This is a genomic window from Microbacterium oxydans, from assembly GCF_000956525.1.
GTDB classification, from domain to species: Bacteria; Actinomycetota; Actinomycetes; order Actinomycetales; family Microbacteriaceae; genus Microbacterium; species Microbacterium oxydans_A.
Window position 1 is genome coordinate 74,577 of record NZ_JYIW01000022.1, and the last position, 13,402, is coordinate 87,978.

A 13,402-nucleotide genomic window follows, 5' to 3' on the forward strand; every position below is an offset into this window, starting at 1 on the left:
TCAGAAGGACGATTACTCGCCCTGGTTCTTCTGGACGATCTCGTCGGCCACAGCGCGGGGAACCTCAGCGTAGCTGTTGAACTCCATCGAGTAGACGGCGCGACCCGAGGTCTTCGAGCGCAGGTCGCCGATGTAGCCGAACATCTCGGACAGCGGGACGTGTGCACGGACGACCTTGACGCCTGCGGCATCCTCCATGGACTGGATCTGGCCGCGACGCGAGTTCAGGTCACCGATGACGTCGCCCATGTACTCCTCAGGAGTACGCACCTCGACCGCCATGAGCGGCTCGAGGAGCACGGGGTTCGCCCGACGAAGCGCTTCCTTGAAGCCCATCGACCCTGCGATCTTGAACGCCATCTCCGAGGAGTCGACGTCGTGAGCCGCGCCATCGACGATGGTCGCCTTCACGCCGACGATCGGGTAGCCGGCGAGCACGCCGACGTTCATGCCGTCCTGGAAACCGGCATCGATCGAGCCGATGTACTCACGAGGGATGCGACCACCGGTGACGGCGTTCACGAACTCGTAGGTCTTCTCGCCGTCGAGGTCGAGCGGCTCGATGTTGAACTGGATCTTCGCGAACTGACCCGATCCACCCGTCTGCTTCTTGTGGGTGTAGTCGTACTTCTCGACGGCCTTCTTGATCGTCTCGCGGTACGCCACCTGCGGCTTGCCGACGTTGGCCTCGACGTTGAACTCGCGCTTCATGCGGTCCACGAGGATGTCGAGGTGCAGCTCGCCCATGCCCTTGATGGTCGTCTGACCGGTCTCGGGGTTGAGCTCCGTGCGGAAGGTCGGGTCCTCCTCAGCGAGCTTCTGGATGGCGACACCCAGCTTCTCCTGGTCGGCCTTGGTCTTCGGCTCGATGGCGACCTCGATGACCGGCTCCGGGAACGTCATCGACTCGAGGACGACCGGGGCGGCGGGGTCGGTCAGGGTGTCACCGGTGGTGGTGTCCTTCAGACCGATGACCGCGTAGATGTTGCCGGCGGTGACCGAGGCGACAGGGATCTCCTTGTTGGCGTGCATCTGGAAGATCTTCCCGATGCGCTCCTTCTTGCCCTTGGTCGAGTTGATGACCGCAGCGCCGGAGTCGAGGTGTCCCGAGTAGACACGGACGTAGGTCAGACGACCGAAGAACGGGTGCACGGCGACCTTGAACGCGAGGGCCGCGAACGGGTCCTTCGCGTCGGGGTGACGCTCGATGATCGTGTCGTAGTCCTTGGGGTCGTGCGCCTCGATGGAGCCCACGTCGAGCGGGTTCGGCAGGTAGTCGACGACAGCGTCCAGCATCGGCTGCACACCACGGTTCTTGAAGGCCGAGCCGCAGAGGACCGGGTAGATCTCGGAAGCGACGGTCAGCTTGCGGATCGCGCCCTTGATCTCGGCGACCGTGAGCTCCTCGCCACCGAAGAACTTCTCGAGCAGCGCGTCGTCGGTCTCGGCGACGGTCTCGAGGAGGGTCTGACGGTACTCGTCAGCCTTCTCCTTGAGGTCGGCCGGGATCTCCTGGACCTCGTAGGAGGCGCCCATGGTGACGTCACCCTTCGAGTCTCCGGCCCAGACGAGTGCACGCATCTCGACGAGGTCGATGACACCGAGGAAGTCGTTCTCCGCACCGATCGGCAGCTGGATGACCAGCGGCTTGGCACCGAGGCGGTTGATGATCGTGTCGACCGTGAAGTAGAAGTCCGCGCCGAGCTTGTCCATCTTGTTGACGAAGCAGATGCGGGGCACGTTGTACTTGTCGGCCTGACGCCACACGGTCTCGGACTGGGGCTCGACGCCCTCCTTGCCGTCGAACACGGCGACAGCACCGTCGAGAACGCGGAGCGAGCGCTCCACCTCGACCGTGAAGTCCACGTGACCGGGGGTGTCGATGATGTTGATCTGGTTCTTGTTCCAGTAGCAGGTCACGGCGGCAGACGTGATCGTGATGCCGCGCTCCTTCTCCTGTTCCATCCAGTCAGTGGTCGAGGCGCCATCGTGCGTCTCGCCGAGCTTGTGGTTGACGCCCGTGTAGAACAGGATGCGCTCGGTCGTCGTCGTCTTGCCGGCATCGATGTGCGCCATGATGCCGATGTTGCGGACCTTGCTCAGGTCGGTGAGCACGTCTTGTGCCACAGGAGTGTCCTTATCTTTCGTGCAGTCGTACTGCGAAGAGGGGGTGCCTGCCCCCGGCGAGTGGCCGGGGGCAGGCGAAGCTGTTTACCAGCGGTAGTGAGCGAACGCGCGGTTCGACTCGGCCATCTTGTGCGTGTCTTCACGGCGCTTGACCGCGGCACCCAGGCCGTTCGACGCGTCCAGGATCTCGTTCTGGAGACGCTCGGTCATCGTCTTCTCACGACGACCCTTGGCGTAGCTCACGAGCCAGCGCAGCGCGAGGGTGTTCGCACGGTGCGGCTTGACCTCGATCGGAACCTGGTAGGTCGAGCCACCGACGCGGCGGCTGCGGACCTCGAGAGTCGGGCGCACGTTGTCGAGCGCCTTCTTCAGGGTGGCGACGGCGTCCTGGCCGCCGTTCTTCGCCTCGACGCCGCGGAGGGCGCCGTAGACGATCGACTCGGCGATCGACTTCTTGCCGTCGACGAGGATCTTGTTCACCAGCGAGGTGACGATGGGAGCGCCGTATACCGGGTCGTTGACCACGGGGCGCTTGGGGGCGGGACCCTTACGAGGCATCTAACTCAACCCTTCTTCGCGCCGTAGCGGGAACGAGCCTGCTTACGGTTCTTGACTGCCTGGGTGTCCAGGGCGCCACGGACGATCTTGTAACGCACACCGGGGAGGTCCTTCACACGACCGCCGCGGACGAGCACCAGCGAGTGCTCCTGCAGGTTGTGGCCCTCACCGGGGATGTACGCGGTGACCTCGGTGCCGTTGCGGAGCTTCACACGAGCGACCTTGCGCATCGCCGAGTTCGGCTTCTTCGGGGTGGTGGTGTAGACGCGGGTGCAGACCCCGGCCTGCTGCGGGTTCGACTTCAGGGCTGGCGTCTTGGTCTTGGTGACCTTCGGCGAGCGACCCTTGCGAACCAACTGCTGAATGGTTGGCACGTTCTCTCCTCATAGTGCTGCACGGTGACAGCGTGATGGGTTTCACATCATGCCCCACCGCACGCCGGAATCGACGCGCTTTGTGTGTGGTGGGTATGCCGTGGAGGCGGACCGGCAAGGTGCCGGCGCCCGGTGCGCACGTCAAGACGTGCACACACCTGACCAAGTGTAGTGGCGCGTCACGCGGCGGTCAAATGGATGCCGGCCTCGCCCCTCAGGGGCGGTCCGGGTCGAACGGCGAGTCCAGCGACTGCGTCAGCTCAGCCAGCAGCGCTTCGATCTGCGGCTCGACATGCTGGGAGATGGCTGCCTGGATGAAGATCCGGTGACGCAGCAGCAGCCCGCAGACCTCGCGCCCGACCATGTTGGCGTACTCGTCAGCCAACCCGACCTCCTGACGGAGGGCCGCCTTCGCCTCGTCGCTCAGCGGTGGGAGCGGTGGCAGTTCTGCGGCCGCGTCATCGGCGAGCCCGGCGATCGTGAAGAGGAACGGCGCACCGGCGACCGGCTCCGGATCGAGCGGGAGCCCGTCGAACTCGGGGTCGAGGTTCTCGGTCGGGCGATAGCCGCGCGCGCGGTTGCGAGCCGACTGCTGATCCAGCTCGCCCTGCAACGTGGGGAGGTTGCGCGCCGTGTACTCGGCGACCGCGTGATCGACGATCGTCTTGATGCGCGTCGACAGTCCGTGCTGCACGCCATGCGGGACGTTGGCCCCGATGCCGGCAGCCGAGAGGATCGGCGAGCCGAGGCAGCGACGGCATGGGGCGACCCTGCCGCGATGCGTGGCCGGCTCCCAGCGGGGCACCCAACGGAGCCAGGCCTCGACGGCCTGGTCGACCTGCGTCTCCAACGAGCGCTCCACAGGAACAGCGTACGGCGCGTCGCGCCGCAGTGCGCCGATTTCCACGCCCATCGGCGGGGCGTCACTCCTCGTCGTCGCGCTCCCACGGCCATTGCGGACGCCGCGAACGCGTGCGACGGAGTGCGACACCCGCCCAACCGGCGATGGCGGCTGCGAGCAGGAGCACCGCGCTCGCCCCGCCGCGCACGAGGTCGCCGGCGACGGCAGTGGCGGTGACGAATCCGCCGGTCGCGATCAACGCAGCCATCCAGACCGCGATCAGGTGCGCGAGAGCCGAGACGAGCGCGATCGACGCCGCCGAGACGTACGACGGGCGATCCCGGCGCAGCGCTGACCACAGCGTCACGGCGAACGCCAGCAGCGCGACGATCATCCCGATGACTCCGGGCGCCTGGCCGAGCCCCTGGACCGAGATGATGTCGGCGTCGGTCATGACGCTGACCGCCCCGAGTCCGAACACGGCGAGGGCGAAGAAACCGATGGTGGCGAGGACCAGCGCCAGAGGCAGCGAAACCCCCGCGGACTCGGGTCCGCGGGGGTTCGGTGTCGTCATGTCTGCGATCAGCGCGCCAGCGTGGGGCCGGCTTCGAGCGTGCGCTCGTACTCCCGCTGCGCCTCGGCGTTCAGCTCGGTCTTGCGTGCGCCGCTGCGGGCGACCCAGGCGCCGAACCAGATCGTCAGCTCGCGGGCGAACACGAAGGCCGCGATCGCGAGCGGGGCGAGCAGCTGCTCGCCGACGAGCTCGAGTCCGGCCGAGGGGCTGATGGTCCAGAACCGGGCCTCGAACACCTGACCGAGGATGTGGCCGCCGTAGGCGATCGCGCCGACGATGATGCCGAAGACGACCCACAGGCCCCAGCGTCCGCGGTTGATGATCGCACCGAGGAACCAGAAGCCGAGGAAGAACACGACGACCGGGGTCCAGAAACCCCAGGTGGTCAGCGGTGCGACCGCCGCGGTGCCGATGTTCTCGCCGGTCACGTCGCCTGCGAGGGCACCGAGCCCGATCGTGGTGCCGAGGTAGAGCAGCGCGAACACGAGGGTCGCGAGGAGTCCGATCGCTCCCGCGGTCCCGCGGTTGCCGCGATCACGAGGAGGCTCGGGAGCCTGGACGAAGATCGGCTGCGGGACGAGCGGCGTCGCAGCTGCGGCGACCAGGGGCTCGGACGGCAGGACTCGCGTCTCGTCATCCGCGTAGGAATGCGAGTACGCGGTGTCCGCGACCGTCGGCTCCTCATCGCGGTACGAGAACGGGGTGGTCTCCTCGCGGTCGACGGCGGGCGTCGACACGACCGCGGTCTCGTCGGCATCCGTGGTGACGCGCGGGGGCGCGGCGGGAGCCGCCGGAGGCTGGAAGGTTCCGGGGTGGTCGCGCTCGGCTGCTTCGAAGGCCGCGAGGTCGGGGTCGACCGACGCATCGGCCGCCGGCTGCGCAGAGGCACCGGGGATGTCGGCACCTGCCGCGGCGGCGGCGTCGAGACCGGCGTTCGCGCTGCCGACGACGTCGTCGACGTCTTTCGGCTGCTCGGACTGGGGAACGTCGGGGTCACTCATGTGGGTGCGCCTCTCATCGGAAGTGTGCAGTGCGAGGATACCGCCGGGGAACGGGGCGCTCAGGGAGGCGTGCCGACGTGTCGTCGGACCGCCGGATCACGGGTTCCCGGCGTCAGGGAAGGATGCTCCGCAGGGTGTCGCCCGCGAGTTCCGCGAGCACCGGCAGCATCGGGAGCGAGAGCCACAGCAGCGCACCCACGATGCCGGCGCAGAAGATCCCTGCGATCCAGCTCATCGTGAGGTTGCGACCACCGACCCGCGCCATGCGACTACGGTACGACGGCGCATCGCGACCGGCCGGAAGCAACGCCGAGAGGAATCGCGTCGAGCTCAGCGAGCGGCGCGCCCGCGAAGCCGCCAGAGCAGCCAGAGACCGGATGCCGGGATGAGCAGGAACCCGAGGAGGATCAGCACGTGCCACTCTCCGATGCCGGGCACCAGCGGGTTGGCAGCCGGGCTCTCTGGGCCTGTGCCAGAGGAGCTGCCGCTGGACGCACCGGATGAGAACCCGCTCATCGTCGAGACGACGAGGAACGACAGCCCGGTCACGACGAACGGCACGAGGATCGCGACGACCTTCTCCCAGGTCTTCCAGAGTGCGCTCAGCGACACGAGGACGACGCCGACGAACCAGCCGACCACCGGCACCAGGAAGCCACCGAAGCCCAGCGTGAGCGCCGCGGTGATCGCGAATCCCCGCGTCGCCGTGACGGGACCGCGCGACGTCGGCGGCACTGCGGCCTGCGCGGGCGTCACGAACGCCTGCGCGCCAGGGGTCTCCTCCTGTGCTCCACGCGCGATCCCCGCAGGGTCGCCGAGCCTGGCGATGCGCTCCGCCGTCGCGGAGGCGTCGAGCCCCTGGAGTTCCTCCTCGATTCCGGCACGGATCTCGGTGGCGACGCCGTGCGGCAGTTGCCGCATGGCGTCGTCGAGCCGCGAGAGGTAGTTCTCGCGCAATTCCTGAGCGGCGTTCTCGGTCATGTTCATCCCTCTCCGACGATGCCCGTGACCACACGGGCGAACGGACTCCACTGCGCGCGGAAGCGCTCGAGCTGCTCGGTGCCGGCATCCGTCAGTCGGTAGTACCGGCGAACGGGTCCGCTCTCCGACGGTCGGTCGAAGGTGCTGACCCAGCCGTTGTCTCGAAGGCGTCCGAGCAGCGGATACAGCGTGCCGATGCTGGCGATGAGGCCGACGCCGGTGAGCTCCTCCGCGAGCTGCCAGCCGTACATCGGCTCGCGCGCCAGGAGGCCGAGCACGCAGTACTCGACGACTCCCTTGCGCATCTGCGCCCCGATGTCGACTGTCATGCATCACAAGCTAGCATGCGACGCACGCTAGTGCCATCGCCCATCTGCGACGACCTCGGTACACTGCCTGTATGGCTGACAGTTCCTTTGACATCGTCTCGAAAGTCGACCACCAGGAGGCCGAGAACGCCCTGAACCAGGCCCGCAAGGAGATCGAGCAGCGCTACGACTTCAAGGGCACCGGCGCCTCGATCGCATGGAGCGGCGAGAGCGTGCTCATCATCGCGGGCTCCGAGGAGCGCGCGAAGGCGGTGCTCGACGTGTTCCAGTCGAAGCTCATCAAGCGCGGCATCTCGCTCAAGAGCCTCGAGTCCGGCGACCCCTTCGCGAGCGGCAAGGAATTCCGGATCGTCTCGACGATCAAGGACGGGATCTCCTCGGAGAACGCGAAGAAGATCAACAAGATCATCCGCGACGAGGGCCCCAAGGGCGTGAAGAGCCAGATCCAGGGCGATGAGCTGCGCGTGCAGTCCAAGAGCCGCGACGACCTCCAGGCCGTGATCTCGCTCCTCAAGGGCTCCGATCTCGACGTCGACCTGCAGTTCATCAACTACCGCTGACGCCCGCGTCGGCTGCAGCATCCGACCCCCGCTCCCCCTCTGGGTGAGCGGGGGTCTTTCTTCGCTCTGCCGGCTGCCTCTCCCCCACTTTCAGGGGCTGCGCGGATTGGATATCGGTATATCGGTGCCGATGCCGAAGACTTGACCTTGACCGCCTGTCACAGGCGGCCGACGACGCGAACTTCGTGGAGTCCGGCATCCCTGGATGGCTCCTTCGAAGCGTGGGGTCCGTCCGATGGGGATCGGGCATTCAGTGGCGCCACGACTCGCGTCGAAGGCTCGGTGGGACCTCATGCGGACCCACCGATCAGAGACGAGCAGGACGTGGGCACCCGCGCCCTGCTCGTCTGTGAACACGGTTCGTCCACCGTGAGCAGCGACGGCGGGCTCCCTGTCGCCGTCGTCTCGACGCGACACGGAGCCTGGGGATCAGGATGCACGACCGGGGGCAGGATTCATGAGCAATGCAGCAACGAACACGCAGGGCGAGGCCAAACAGCCGCTCGCAGACGAGGTGTTCCAGCACATCGGACGACAGATCATCGACGGGGTTCTCCCGCCGCACTACCGCATCAGGGACGTCGAGGTGGCTGAAGAGCTGCACGTCTCGCGAACGCCGGTTCGCGAAGCGCTGCAGCGGCTCGAGCGCCACGGACTGGTCGTGATGTACCCGAGTCGGTACACCGAGGTCACCGATGTCACGCCGGAGATCGTCGAGCAGTCCCTGGAATTCGTCGGCTATCAGACCGGCTTCGCCGCCCGGACGGGTGTGCTCCGGCTCACGCTCCGACAGCGTGAGCGGGTCGCGACCCTCGTCGATCGGATGTCCGCCGCACTCGATGACGGGATCCCGGTCACCGAGGCTCGGTGGCCGGTGTTCTCGTTCCTCGGTGAGCACAGCGGCAACGCCTCGCTCGCCGCGCTGCTCGACGATGCGGCCGTGGCGCTGTTCCGCAATCTGCGTGACTGGCGAGTCCCGACCGAGGACCACGACCGCATGCGCGGGATCTACGCCGACTTCCGGGATGCGGTGCTGGCGGGTGACGGCGACGAGGCCGAGCGCCTCACCCGCGAGATGCACTACGTGTGACGGACGGTCACCAGGTCGCACGCCAGGCTGTCGCCCACAGGCCGAGCCGCCGATAGGCATCCTCACGCGCCGCATGCCGCGACAGGAACACATCGTGGAGCGCGCCGTCGATCCGATCGACGGTCACCGAGGATCCGAGACGCAGCGACGCGCGCGCGATGTCGTCGACGACCAGCACGGAGTCGGTCCTGGTCAGGTCCTCCGTCCACTTGGTCGGCGTCGAGGAGCGTGCGGAGAGCATCACGAAGACCGGTGCGGTGATCGACAGCCCCGCCGCCACCGTGGCGTGCCCGGAGAGGATCGCGTTCAACCACCCCGCGTACACCGCCATGCTCTGCACCGGCCGCCACGTCGTGTTCACCTCCACCGGGTCGTCAGGGTCGGCCGCCTCCTGCTGAGCGCGCGTATAGAACCCGAGGTCGACCTGCGGCGCGACCTCGAGCGGCCTGATCCGCGCCGTGAGTTCGACCACCGGCGCGATGGCGGAGCGGACGGAGGCGAACTGGAACTCCAGCCACGGACTGTTCAGGATCAGGGCATCCGCGGCATCCGGATGCCGTGCAGCCCACAGGCTCAGCGTCAGTCCACCGGTGGAATGCCCGAGCAGCACGAGTTTCCGAGTGGATGCCTCACCCTCGCCCCCGCGCCCCATCGCTTCGAGCGCCGCGGCGATGTCCTCGTCGTAGGTCTTCAGGTCGCTGATGAAGCCCGGGATCTGCCCCTCGCGCAAGCTGCGGCCATAGCGACGCAGGTCGAGGGCGTGGAATCGCGCACCCCGTGCCGTCCAGAAGCGTGCGAGCCGTTTCTGGAAGAAGTAGTCCGACCAGCCGTGCACGTACAGCACGTCGACACCCTCGAGCGGACGCCGGATGCCGCGAATGCGCTCCCACCAGCCCTGCTCCGTCGGCAGCGCCCGCACCAGCGTCGCGACGACCGGTCCGTGGTCGTCATCGTCCAGTTCGAGCGTGAGCTGCTCGAACTCGTCTCCGAGGACGTCGGGAATCCAGTCAGCCATGTCGCCAGGCTAGCCGAGCGCACTCGGGCCCACCGGACGCCTCACGCAAGAGTGGCGGAGGTCACTCCCTGCGAGAGACGCGAACCATCTCGTCGCGCGGAACCACCTTGACGCGTGCACGCTCGTCGGGAGCACCGAGCGAGATCTCGTGCTCGTCGAGACGGTGCCATCCGTCGAGGTCGGTCCACTTCACGCCGCGTTCCTGCAGGAGATCGACGATCGCCTGCTCGGACGGGTCCTCCGGGTGCCACCACGAGCCCTGGTCGTTGATGATGTGACGGACCGTCTCCATGGCGTCGGACTTGGTGTGTCCGATCAGCCCGACCGGACCGCGCTTGATCCAGCCGGTGGCGTAGACGCCGGGGAGCTGCTGGTTCGAGTCCTTCGCGAGCACCTGGCCCTCGCGGTTCGGGATCACGCCGTGCTTCTTGTCGAACGGCACGTCGGGCAGCGGCGAACCGAAGTACCCGATCGCACGGTAGAGCGCCTGCAGCGGCACCTCGCGGAGCTCCCCGGTGCCGACAGCACCACCCTGGCCGTCCGGCTTGGTCCGCTCGTACACGAGGGCGGCGACACGGCCGCTCTCGTCCTTGCGCACCTCGACGGGGCGAGCCCAGAAGTGCAGGTGCAGACGGCGGGATGCCGTGCCTCCGGCGTTGTTGACCGAGTCGCGCTTGCGCCACGACTGCAGCACGCGGTCGATCACCATGACCTGCTTGTTGCTGGCGACGGCATCCTTCGACGCATCGTCGTAGTCGAAGTCCTCGTCGTAGACGACCATGTCGACGTCGCGCAGCTCACCGAGCTCGCGCAGCTCCAGCGGGGTGAACTTCACCTGCGCCGGCCCACGGCGCCCGAAGACGTGGACGTCGGTGATCTCGCTCGCCTTGAGTCCCTCGTACACGTTCGCCGGGACCTCGGTGACGAGCAGATCCTCAGCGTGCTTCGCGAGCATGCGGGCGACGTCGAGCGCGACGTTGCCGTTGCCGAGCACGCCGACGGATGCCGCGTCCAGCGGCCATTCGCGAGGCACATCGGGGTGGCCGTCGAACCAGCTGACGTAGTCCGCGGCACCGTAGGAGGCGACCGCGTCGATGCCGGGAAGGTCGAGCGACGTGTCACGGATCGCACCGGTCGCGAAGATCACCGCGTTGTAGTGCTTCTTGAGGTCGTCGAGGGTGATGTCCTCGCCGAAGCGGACGTTGCCGAACAGGCGGATGTCGCCGCGGTCGAGCACGTCGCGCAGCGCACCGATGATCCCCTTGATGCGGGGGTGGTCGGGGGCGACCCCGTACCGGACCAGACCGTAGGGCGCCGGGAGCTGCTCGAACAGATCGATCGAGACGTCGAACTTCCGCTCGGCCTTCAGCAGGATGTCGGCGGCGTAGATGCCGGCGGGCCCTGCTCCGACGATGGCAAGTCTGAGCTTGGTCATGGGGTCCTTTCTGGTGCCGCAGCGAGCCACGCGACCGACGAGGGCCGCGCCGGGTTCAGCTGGAGCGTTCGACGAGGGTCTCTGCGAATCGGGTCAGCGCCTCACGCACCGTCCCGCGAGGAAGCGGTTCGAGCGCGTCGATCGCGTCCTTGGTCCAGGTGTGCGCGAGCGCGAGCGTGTTCTGCGTTCCGACGTGGTCGCGCAGCTCGGTGAGCGGCCCGTCCAGGATGGCCGGGTCAGCACCCTCAGCGATACGTGCGACGCCGTCGTCGATGCGCGCGGCCAGATCGACGGACGCGTCGTCCGTCTCGGCCTTCAGCAGCAGGTAGGGCATGGTCGGCACGCCGGCGCGCAGGTCTGTGCCGGGCACCTTGCCGGTGTCTTCCGGCTTCGCTGACAGGTCGATCACGTCGTCGAGCAGCTGGAACGCGACGCCGATCTTCTCGCCGTACACGCGAAGCGGCTCTTCGTACTCGCTGGGCGCGTTGGAGAAGATGACACCGCCCTGCGTCGCGGCAGCGATCAGCGAACCCGTCTTGTCGGCGAGCACCTGGATGTAGAACTCGATCGGGTCGTCATCCGGCTGCGCACCGAGGGTCTCGTGCATCTGACCGAGGACGAGACGCTCGAAGGTGTCGGCCTGCAGGCGGATGGCACGCTCGCCGAGCCGCGACATGAGCTGGCTCGCGCGGGAGAACAGGATGTCGCCCGTGAGGATGGCGATGTTGTTGCCCCACACCGCGTGCGCGGCAGGGACGCCGCGACGACGGTCGGCACCGTCCATGACATCGTCGTGGTAGAGCGAGCCGAGGTGCGTGATCTCGAGCGCCTTGGCGACGTCGATCACCGCGGTGGTGTTGCCATCGCCGAGCTGCGCGGCCAACAGCGTCAGCACCGGACGGATGCGCTTGCCTCCGGCCTCGTACAGGTAGCGGCTCGCGGCATCCGCCAGCGGGTCGGCGACACGCACGTCGTCCGCGAGTCCCGTCTCGACGAGCTCGAGGCCGTCTTCGATGGCACGGGCGACCCGTCGTGCGGCAGGACCGATGAAAACACGGTCGCTGAAGCCGAGACGGCTCGCCAGTCGCGAACCAGGGGCAACGCGGCTCGAAGTCACGTTCCCAGCCTAGCGTCGTCGCGCATGCGTGCAGCGTCCACAGGACTACTCCGGCTTGCGGGCGCGGTGCAGGGCGACGATGCCGAAGGTGAGGTTGCGGTACGCGACGTCGGTCCACCCCGCCTCGCGGATCCAGGCCGACAGCTTCTTCTGGTCCGGCCAGGCGCGGATCGACTCGTTCAGGTAGTCGTAGGCGTCGCCGTTCGTGCCGGCGACGCGGGCGACGCGCGGCAGCACCCGGTCGTTGTAGAAGCGGTAGACGCCGCGGAACAGCGCGCCGGGAGGGGTGGAGAACTCGTTGATCACGAGCCGGCCGCCCGGCTTGGTCACGCGGAACAGCTCGCGGAGCCCCTGCTTCGGGTCGCTCACATTGCGCAGCGCGTACGACATCGTGACGGCGTCGAACTCGGCATCTCCGAACGGCAGGTCGGTCGCATCGGCCTCGACGAAGGAGAGATTGCGGATGCTGCCGTGGCGGCGCTGCCCCTCGGCGAGCATGCCGGGCGAGAAGTCTGCTGCGACGACCTGCGCACCGCTGCGCGCGAGCGATGCGGACGACGAAGCGGTGCCGGCGCCGAGGTCGAGGATGCGCTCCCCCGGCTTCGGTGCGACCGCGCGGGTGGTGGCCGCGCGCCAGATCGCGTCGTTGCCGAAGGTCATCGCCGTATTGGTGCGGTCGTATCCGGCCGCGACCTGGTCGAACATGCCGCTGACGCGGGCGGGGTCCTTGCCGAGATCGGCGCGGTTGGGCTCGTTCGGGGTCACCTGACCCAGTGTAGGTGTCACGGCCTTGGAGCGAGCCGCAGGGCGTCGAGTCGATCGAGCCACGCATCGGCCGTCGCATCGTCGAACGGGGCGACCTGCCTGCGCACCCGGTCTTCGAGGTCGAGCGCGAGCGGCTCGAGCACCGCCTTCACCTCGTCGGGATAGCCGTAGCGGATGCTGTGCTCCGCCCATTCGTCGCGGTCGTCGACCCAGGTGCCGCGCGCCCCCACCACCCGCACCACGTCGAGGTCCATATCGATGCCGGTCGCGAGCAGCGGGTCGTCGGACCAGCGCACGTCCCACCCGAGGTCGATGTAGATGCGCATGCCCTTCGGGTGATCGCGGTTCACGGTGAGCGCGTAGTCCGTCTGCCTGGGGACGAGCGTGACGTTCGGACCGGCGGCGATGAACGCGGCGCCTGGTCGCTCGCTGCGCCAGCCGACCGGCTGTCCGATCCAGTCGCCCCACTCGTCGGCACCGAGATACACGCACTCATGACGCCAGTGCGGGGAGCCGTCCCACTTGCGCCACTGGAAGATCATCTCGGTGCCCGGTGCGGGCCGTGCGTCGCTCATCCGCTCAGCCTAGGAGCGTGCGGTGACACCCGGCTGAACGCGCCGGTTTCTCGCGCACAG

At 67.8% G+C, this 13,402-nt stretch carries 16 protein-coding genes; 2 read left to right on the plus strand and 14 right to left on the minus strand.

Annotation, left to right across the window (positions count from 1 at the left end; genetic code table 11):
• Positions 1-12 precede the first annotated feature (12 nt).
• The 9 genes from fusA to RS83_RS06790 all read right to left on the minus strand — a co-directional run bounded on the left by fusA (position 13) and on the right by RS83_RS06790 (position 6,785).
• Positions 13-2,127 carry an elongation factor G gene (gene fusA / locus RS83_RS06755; protein ID WP_045278756.1) on the minus strand — a complete coding sequence of 705 codons (2,115 nt, stop codon included), beginning with the start codon at positions 2,125-2,127 and terminating at the stop codon, positions 13-15.
• Between the two features lie 84 nt (positions 2,128-2,211).
• On the minus strand, positions 2,212-2,685 hold the full coding sequence (rpsG, locus tag RS83_RS06760; RefSeq protein ID WP_045278757.1) for a 30S ribosomal protein S7: 474 nt from the start codon (positions 2,683-2,685) through the stop codon (positions 2,212-2,214).
• 5 nt (positions 2,686-2,690) lie between these two features.
• On the minus strand, positions 2,691-3,059 hold the full coding sequence (gene rpsL / locus RS83_RS06765; RefSeq protein ID WP_028502478.1) for a 30S ribosomal protein S12: 369 nt from the start codon (positions 3,057-3,059) through the stop codon (positions 2,691-2,693).
• A gap of 214 nt (positions 3,060-3,273) precedes the next feature.
• The gene (locus RS83_RS06770) at positions 3,274-3,921 is read right to left on the minus strand and encodes a hypothetical protein (protein ID WP_045278879.1); all 648 of its coding nucleotides are present in this window, start codon (positions 3,919-3,921) and stop codon (positions 3,274-3,276) included.
• 61 nt (positions 3,922-3,982) lie between these two features.
• Complete coding sequence (locus tag RS83_RS06775; RefSeq protein ID WP_045278758.1) at positions 3,983-4,474, minus strand: hypothetical protein; 492 nt, start codon at positions 4,472-4,474, stop codon at positions 3,983-3,985.
• An 8-nt stretch (positions 4,475-4,482) separates the two neighbouring features.
• Positions 4,483-5,475, minus strand: a complete 993-nt coding sequence (locus RS83_RS06780; RefSeq protein WP_045278759.1) for a hypothetical protein — start codon at positions 5,473-5,475, stop codon at positions 4,483-4,485.
• Positions 5,476-5,587: 112 nt separating this feature from the next.
• On the minus strand, positions 5,588-5,740 hold the full coding sequence (locus RS83_RS18730) for a hypothetical protein (protein WP_156153139.1): 153 nt from the start codon (positions 5,738-5,740) through the stop codon (positions 5,588-5,590).
• Positions 5,741-5,805: 65 nt separating this feature from the next.
• Positions 5,806-6,456 (minus strand): HAAS signaling domain-containing protein, encoded by a 651-nt coding sequence (locus RS83_RS06785; RefSeq protein ID WP_045278760.1) that lies wholly within the window; start codon positions 6,454-6,456, stop codon positions 5,806-5,808.
• 2 nt (positions 6,457-6,458) lie between these two features.
• The gene (locus RS83_RS06790) at positions 6,459-6,785 is read right to left on the minus strand and encodes a PadR family transcriptional regulator (RefSeq protein WP_045278761.1); all 327 of its coding nucleotides are present in this window, start codon (positions 6,783-6,785) and stop codon (positions 6,459-6,461) included.
• Positions 6,786-6,856: 71 nt separating this feature from the next.
• Between RS83_RS06790 and RS83_RS06795 the strand changes: the two genes are divergently transcribed.
• Together RS83_RS06795 and RS83_RS06800 are read left to right on the plus strand one after the other, a co-directional pair.
• Positions 6,857-7,345, plus strand: coding sequence for a YajQ family cyclic di-GMP-binding protein (locus RS83_RS06795; protein ID WP_045278762.1), 489 nt, complete (start codon positions 6,857-6,859; stop codon positions 7,343-7,345).
• Between the two features lie 457 nt (positions 7,346-7,802).
• The gene (locus RS83_RS06800; protein ID WP_045278763.1) at positions 7,803-8,435 is read left to right on the plus strand and encodes a GntR family transcriptional regulator; all 633 of its coding nucleotides are present in this window, start codon (positions 7,803-7,805) and stop codon (positions 8,433-8,435) included.
• 7 nt (positions 8,436-8,442) lie between these two features.
• Here RS83_RS06800 and RS83_RS06805 read toward each other — a convergent pair whose 3' ends face one another.
• The 5 genes from RS83_RS06805 to RS83_RS06825 form a co-directional block, all read right to left on the minus strand.
• Positions 8,443-9,450: an alpha/beta hydrolase gene (locus tag RS83_RS06805; RefSeq protein ID WP_045278764.1), complete on the minus strand. Its 1,008-nt coding sequence runs from the start codon at positions 9,448-9,450 to the stop codon at positions 8,443-8,445.
• A 61-nt stretch (positions 9,451-9,511) separates the two neighbouring features.
• Positions 9,512-10,885 (minus strand): FAD-dependent oxidoreductase, encoded by a 1,374-nt coding sequence (locus RS83_RS06810; RefSeq protein WP_045278765.1) that lies wholly within the window; start codon positions 10,883-10,885, stop codon positions 9,512-9,514.
• A gap of 55 nt (positions 10,886-10,940) precedes the next feature.
• Positions 10,941-12,002, minus strand: coding sequence for a polyprenyl synthetase family protein (locus RS83_RS06815; protein WP_045278766.1), 1,062 nt, complete (start codon positions 12,000-12,002; stop codon positions 10,941-10,943).
• A 45-nt stretch (positions 12,003-12,047) separates the two neighbouring features.
• The gene (locus RS83_RS06820; RefSeq protein WP_045278767.1) at positions 12,048-12,767 is read right to left on the minus strand and encodes a class I SAM-dependent methyltransferase; all 720 of its coding nucleotides are present in this window, start codon (positions 12,765-12,767) and stop codon (positions 12,048-12,050) included.
• Between the two features lie 17 nt (positions 12,768-12,784).
• Positions 12,785-13,342, minus strand: coding sequence for a hypothetical protein (locus tag RS83_RS06825; RefSeq protein WP_045278768.1), 558 nt, complete (start codon positions 13,340-13,342; stop codon positions 12,785-12,787).
• Positions 13,343-13,402 lie beyond the last annotated feature (60 nt).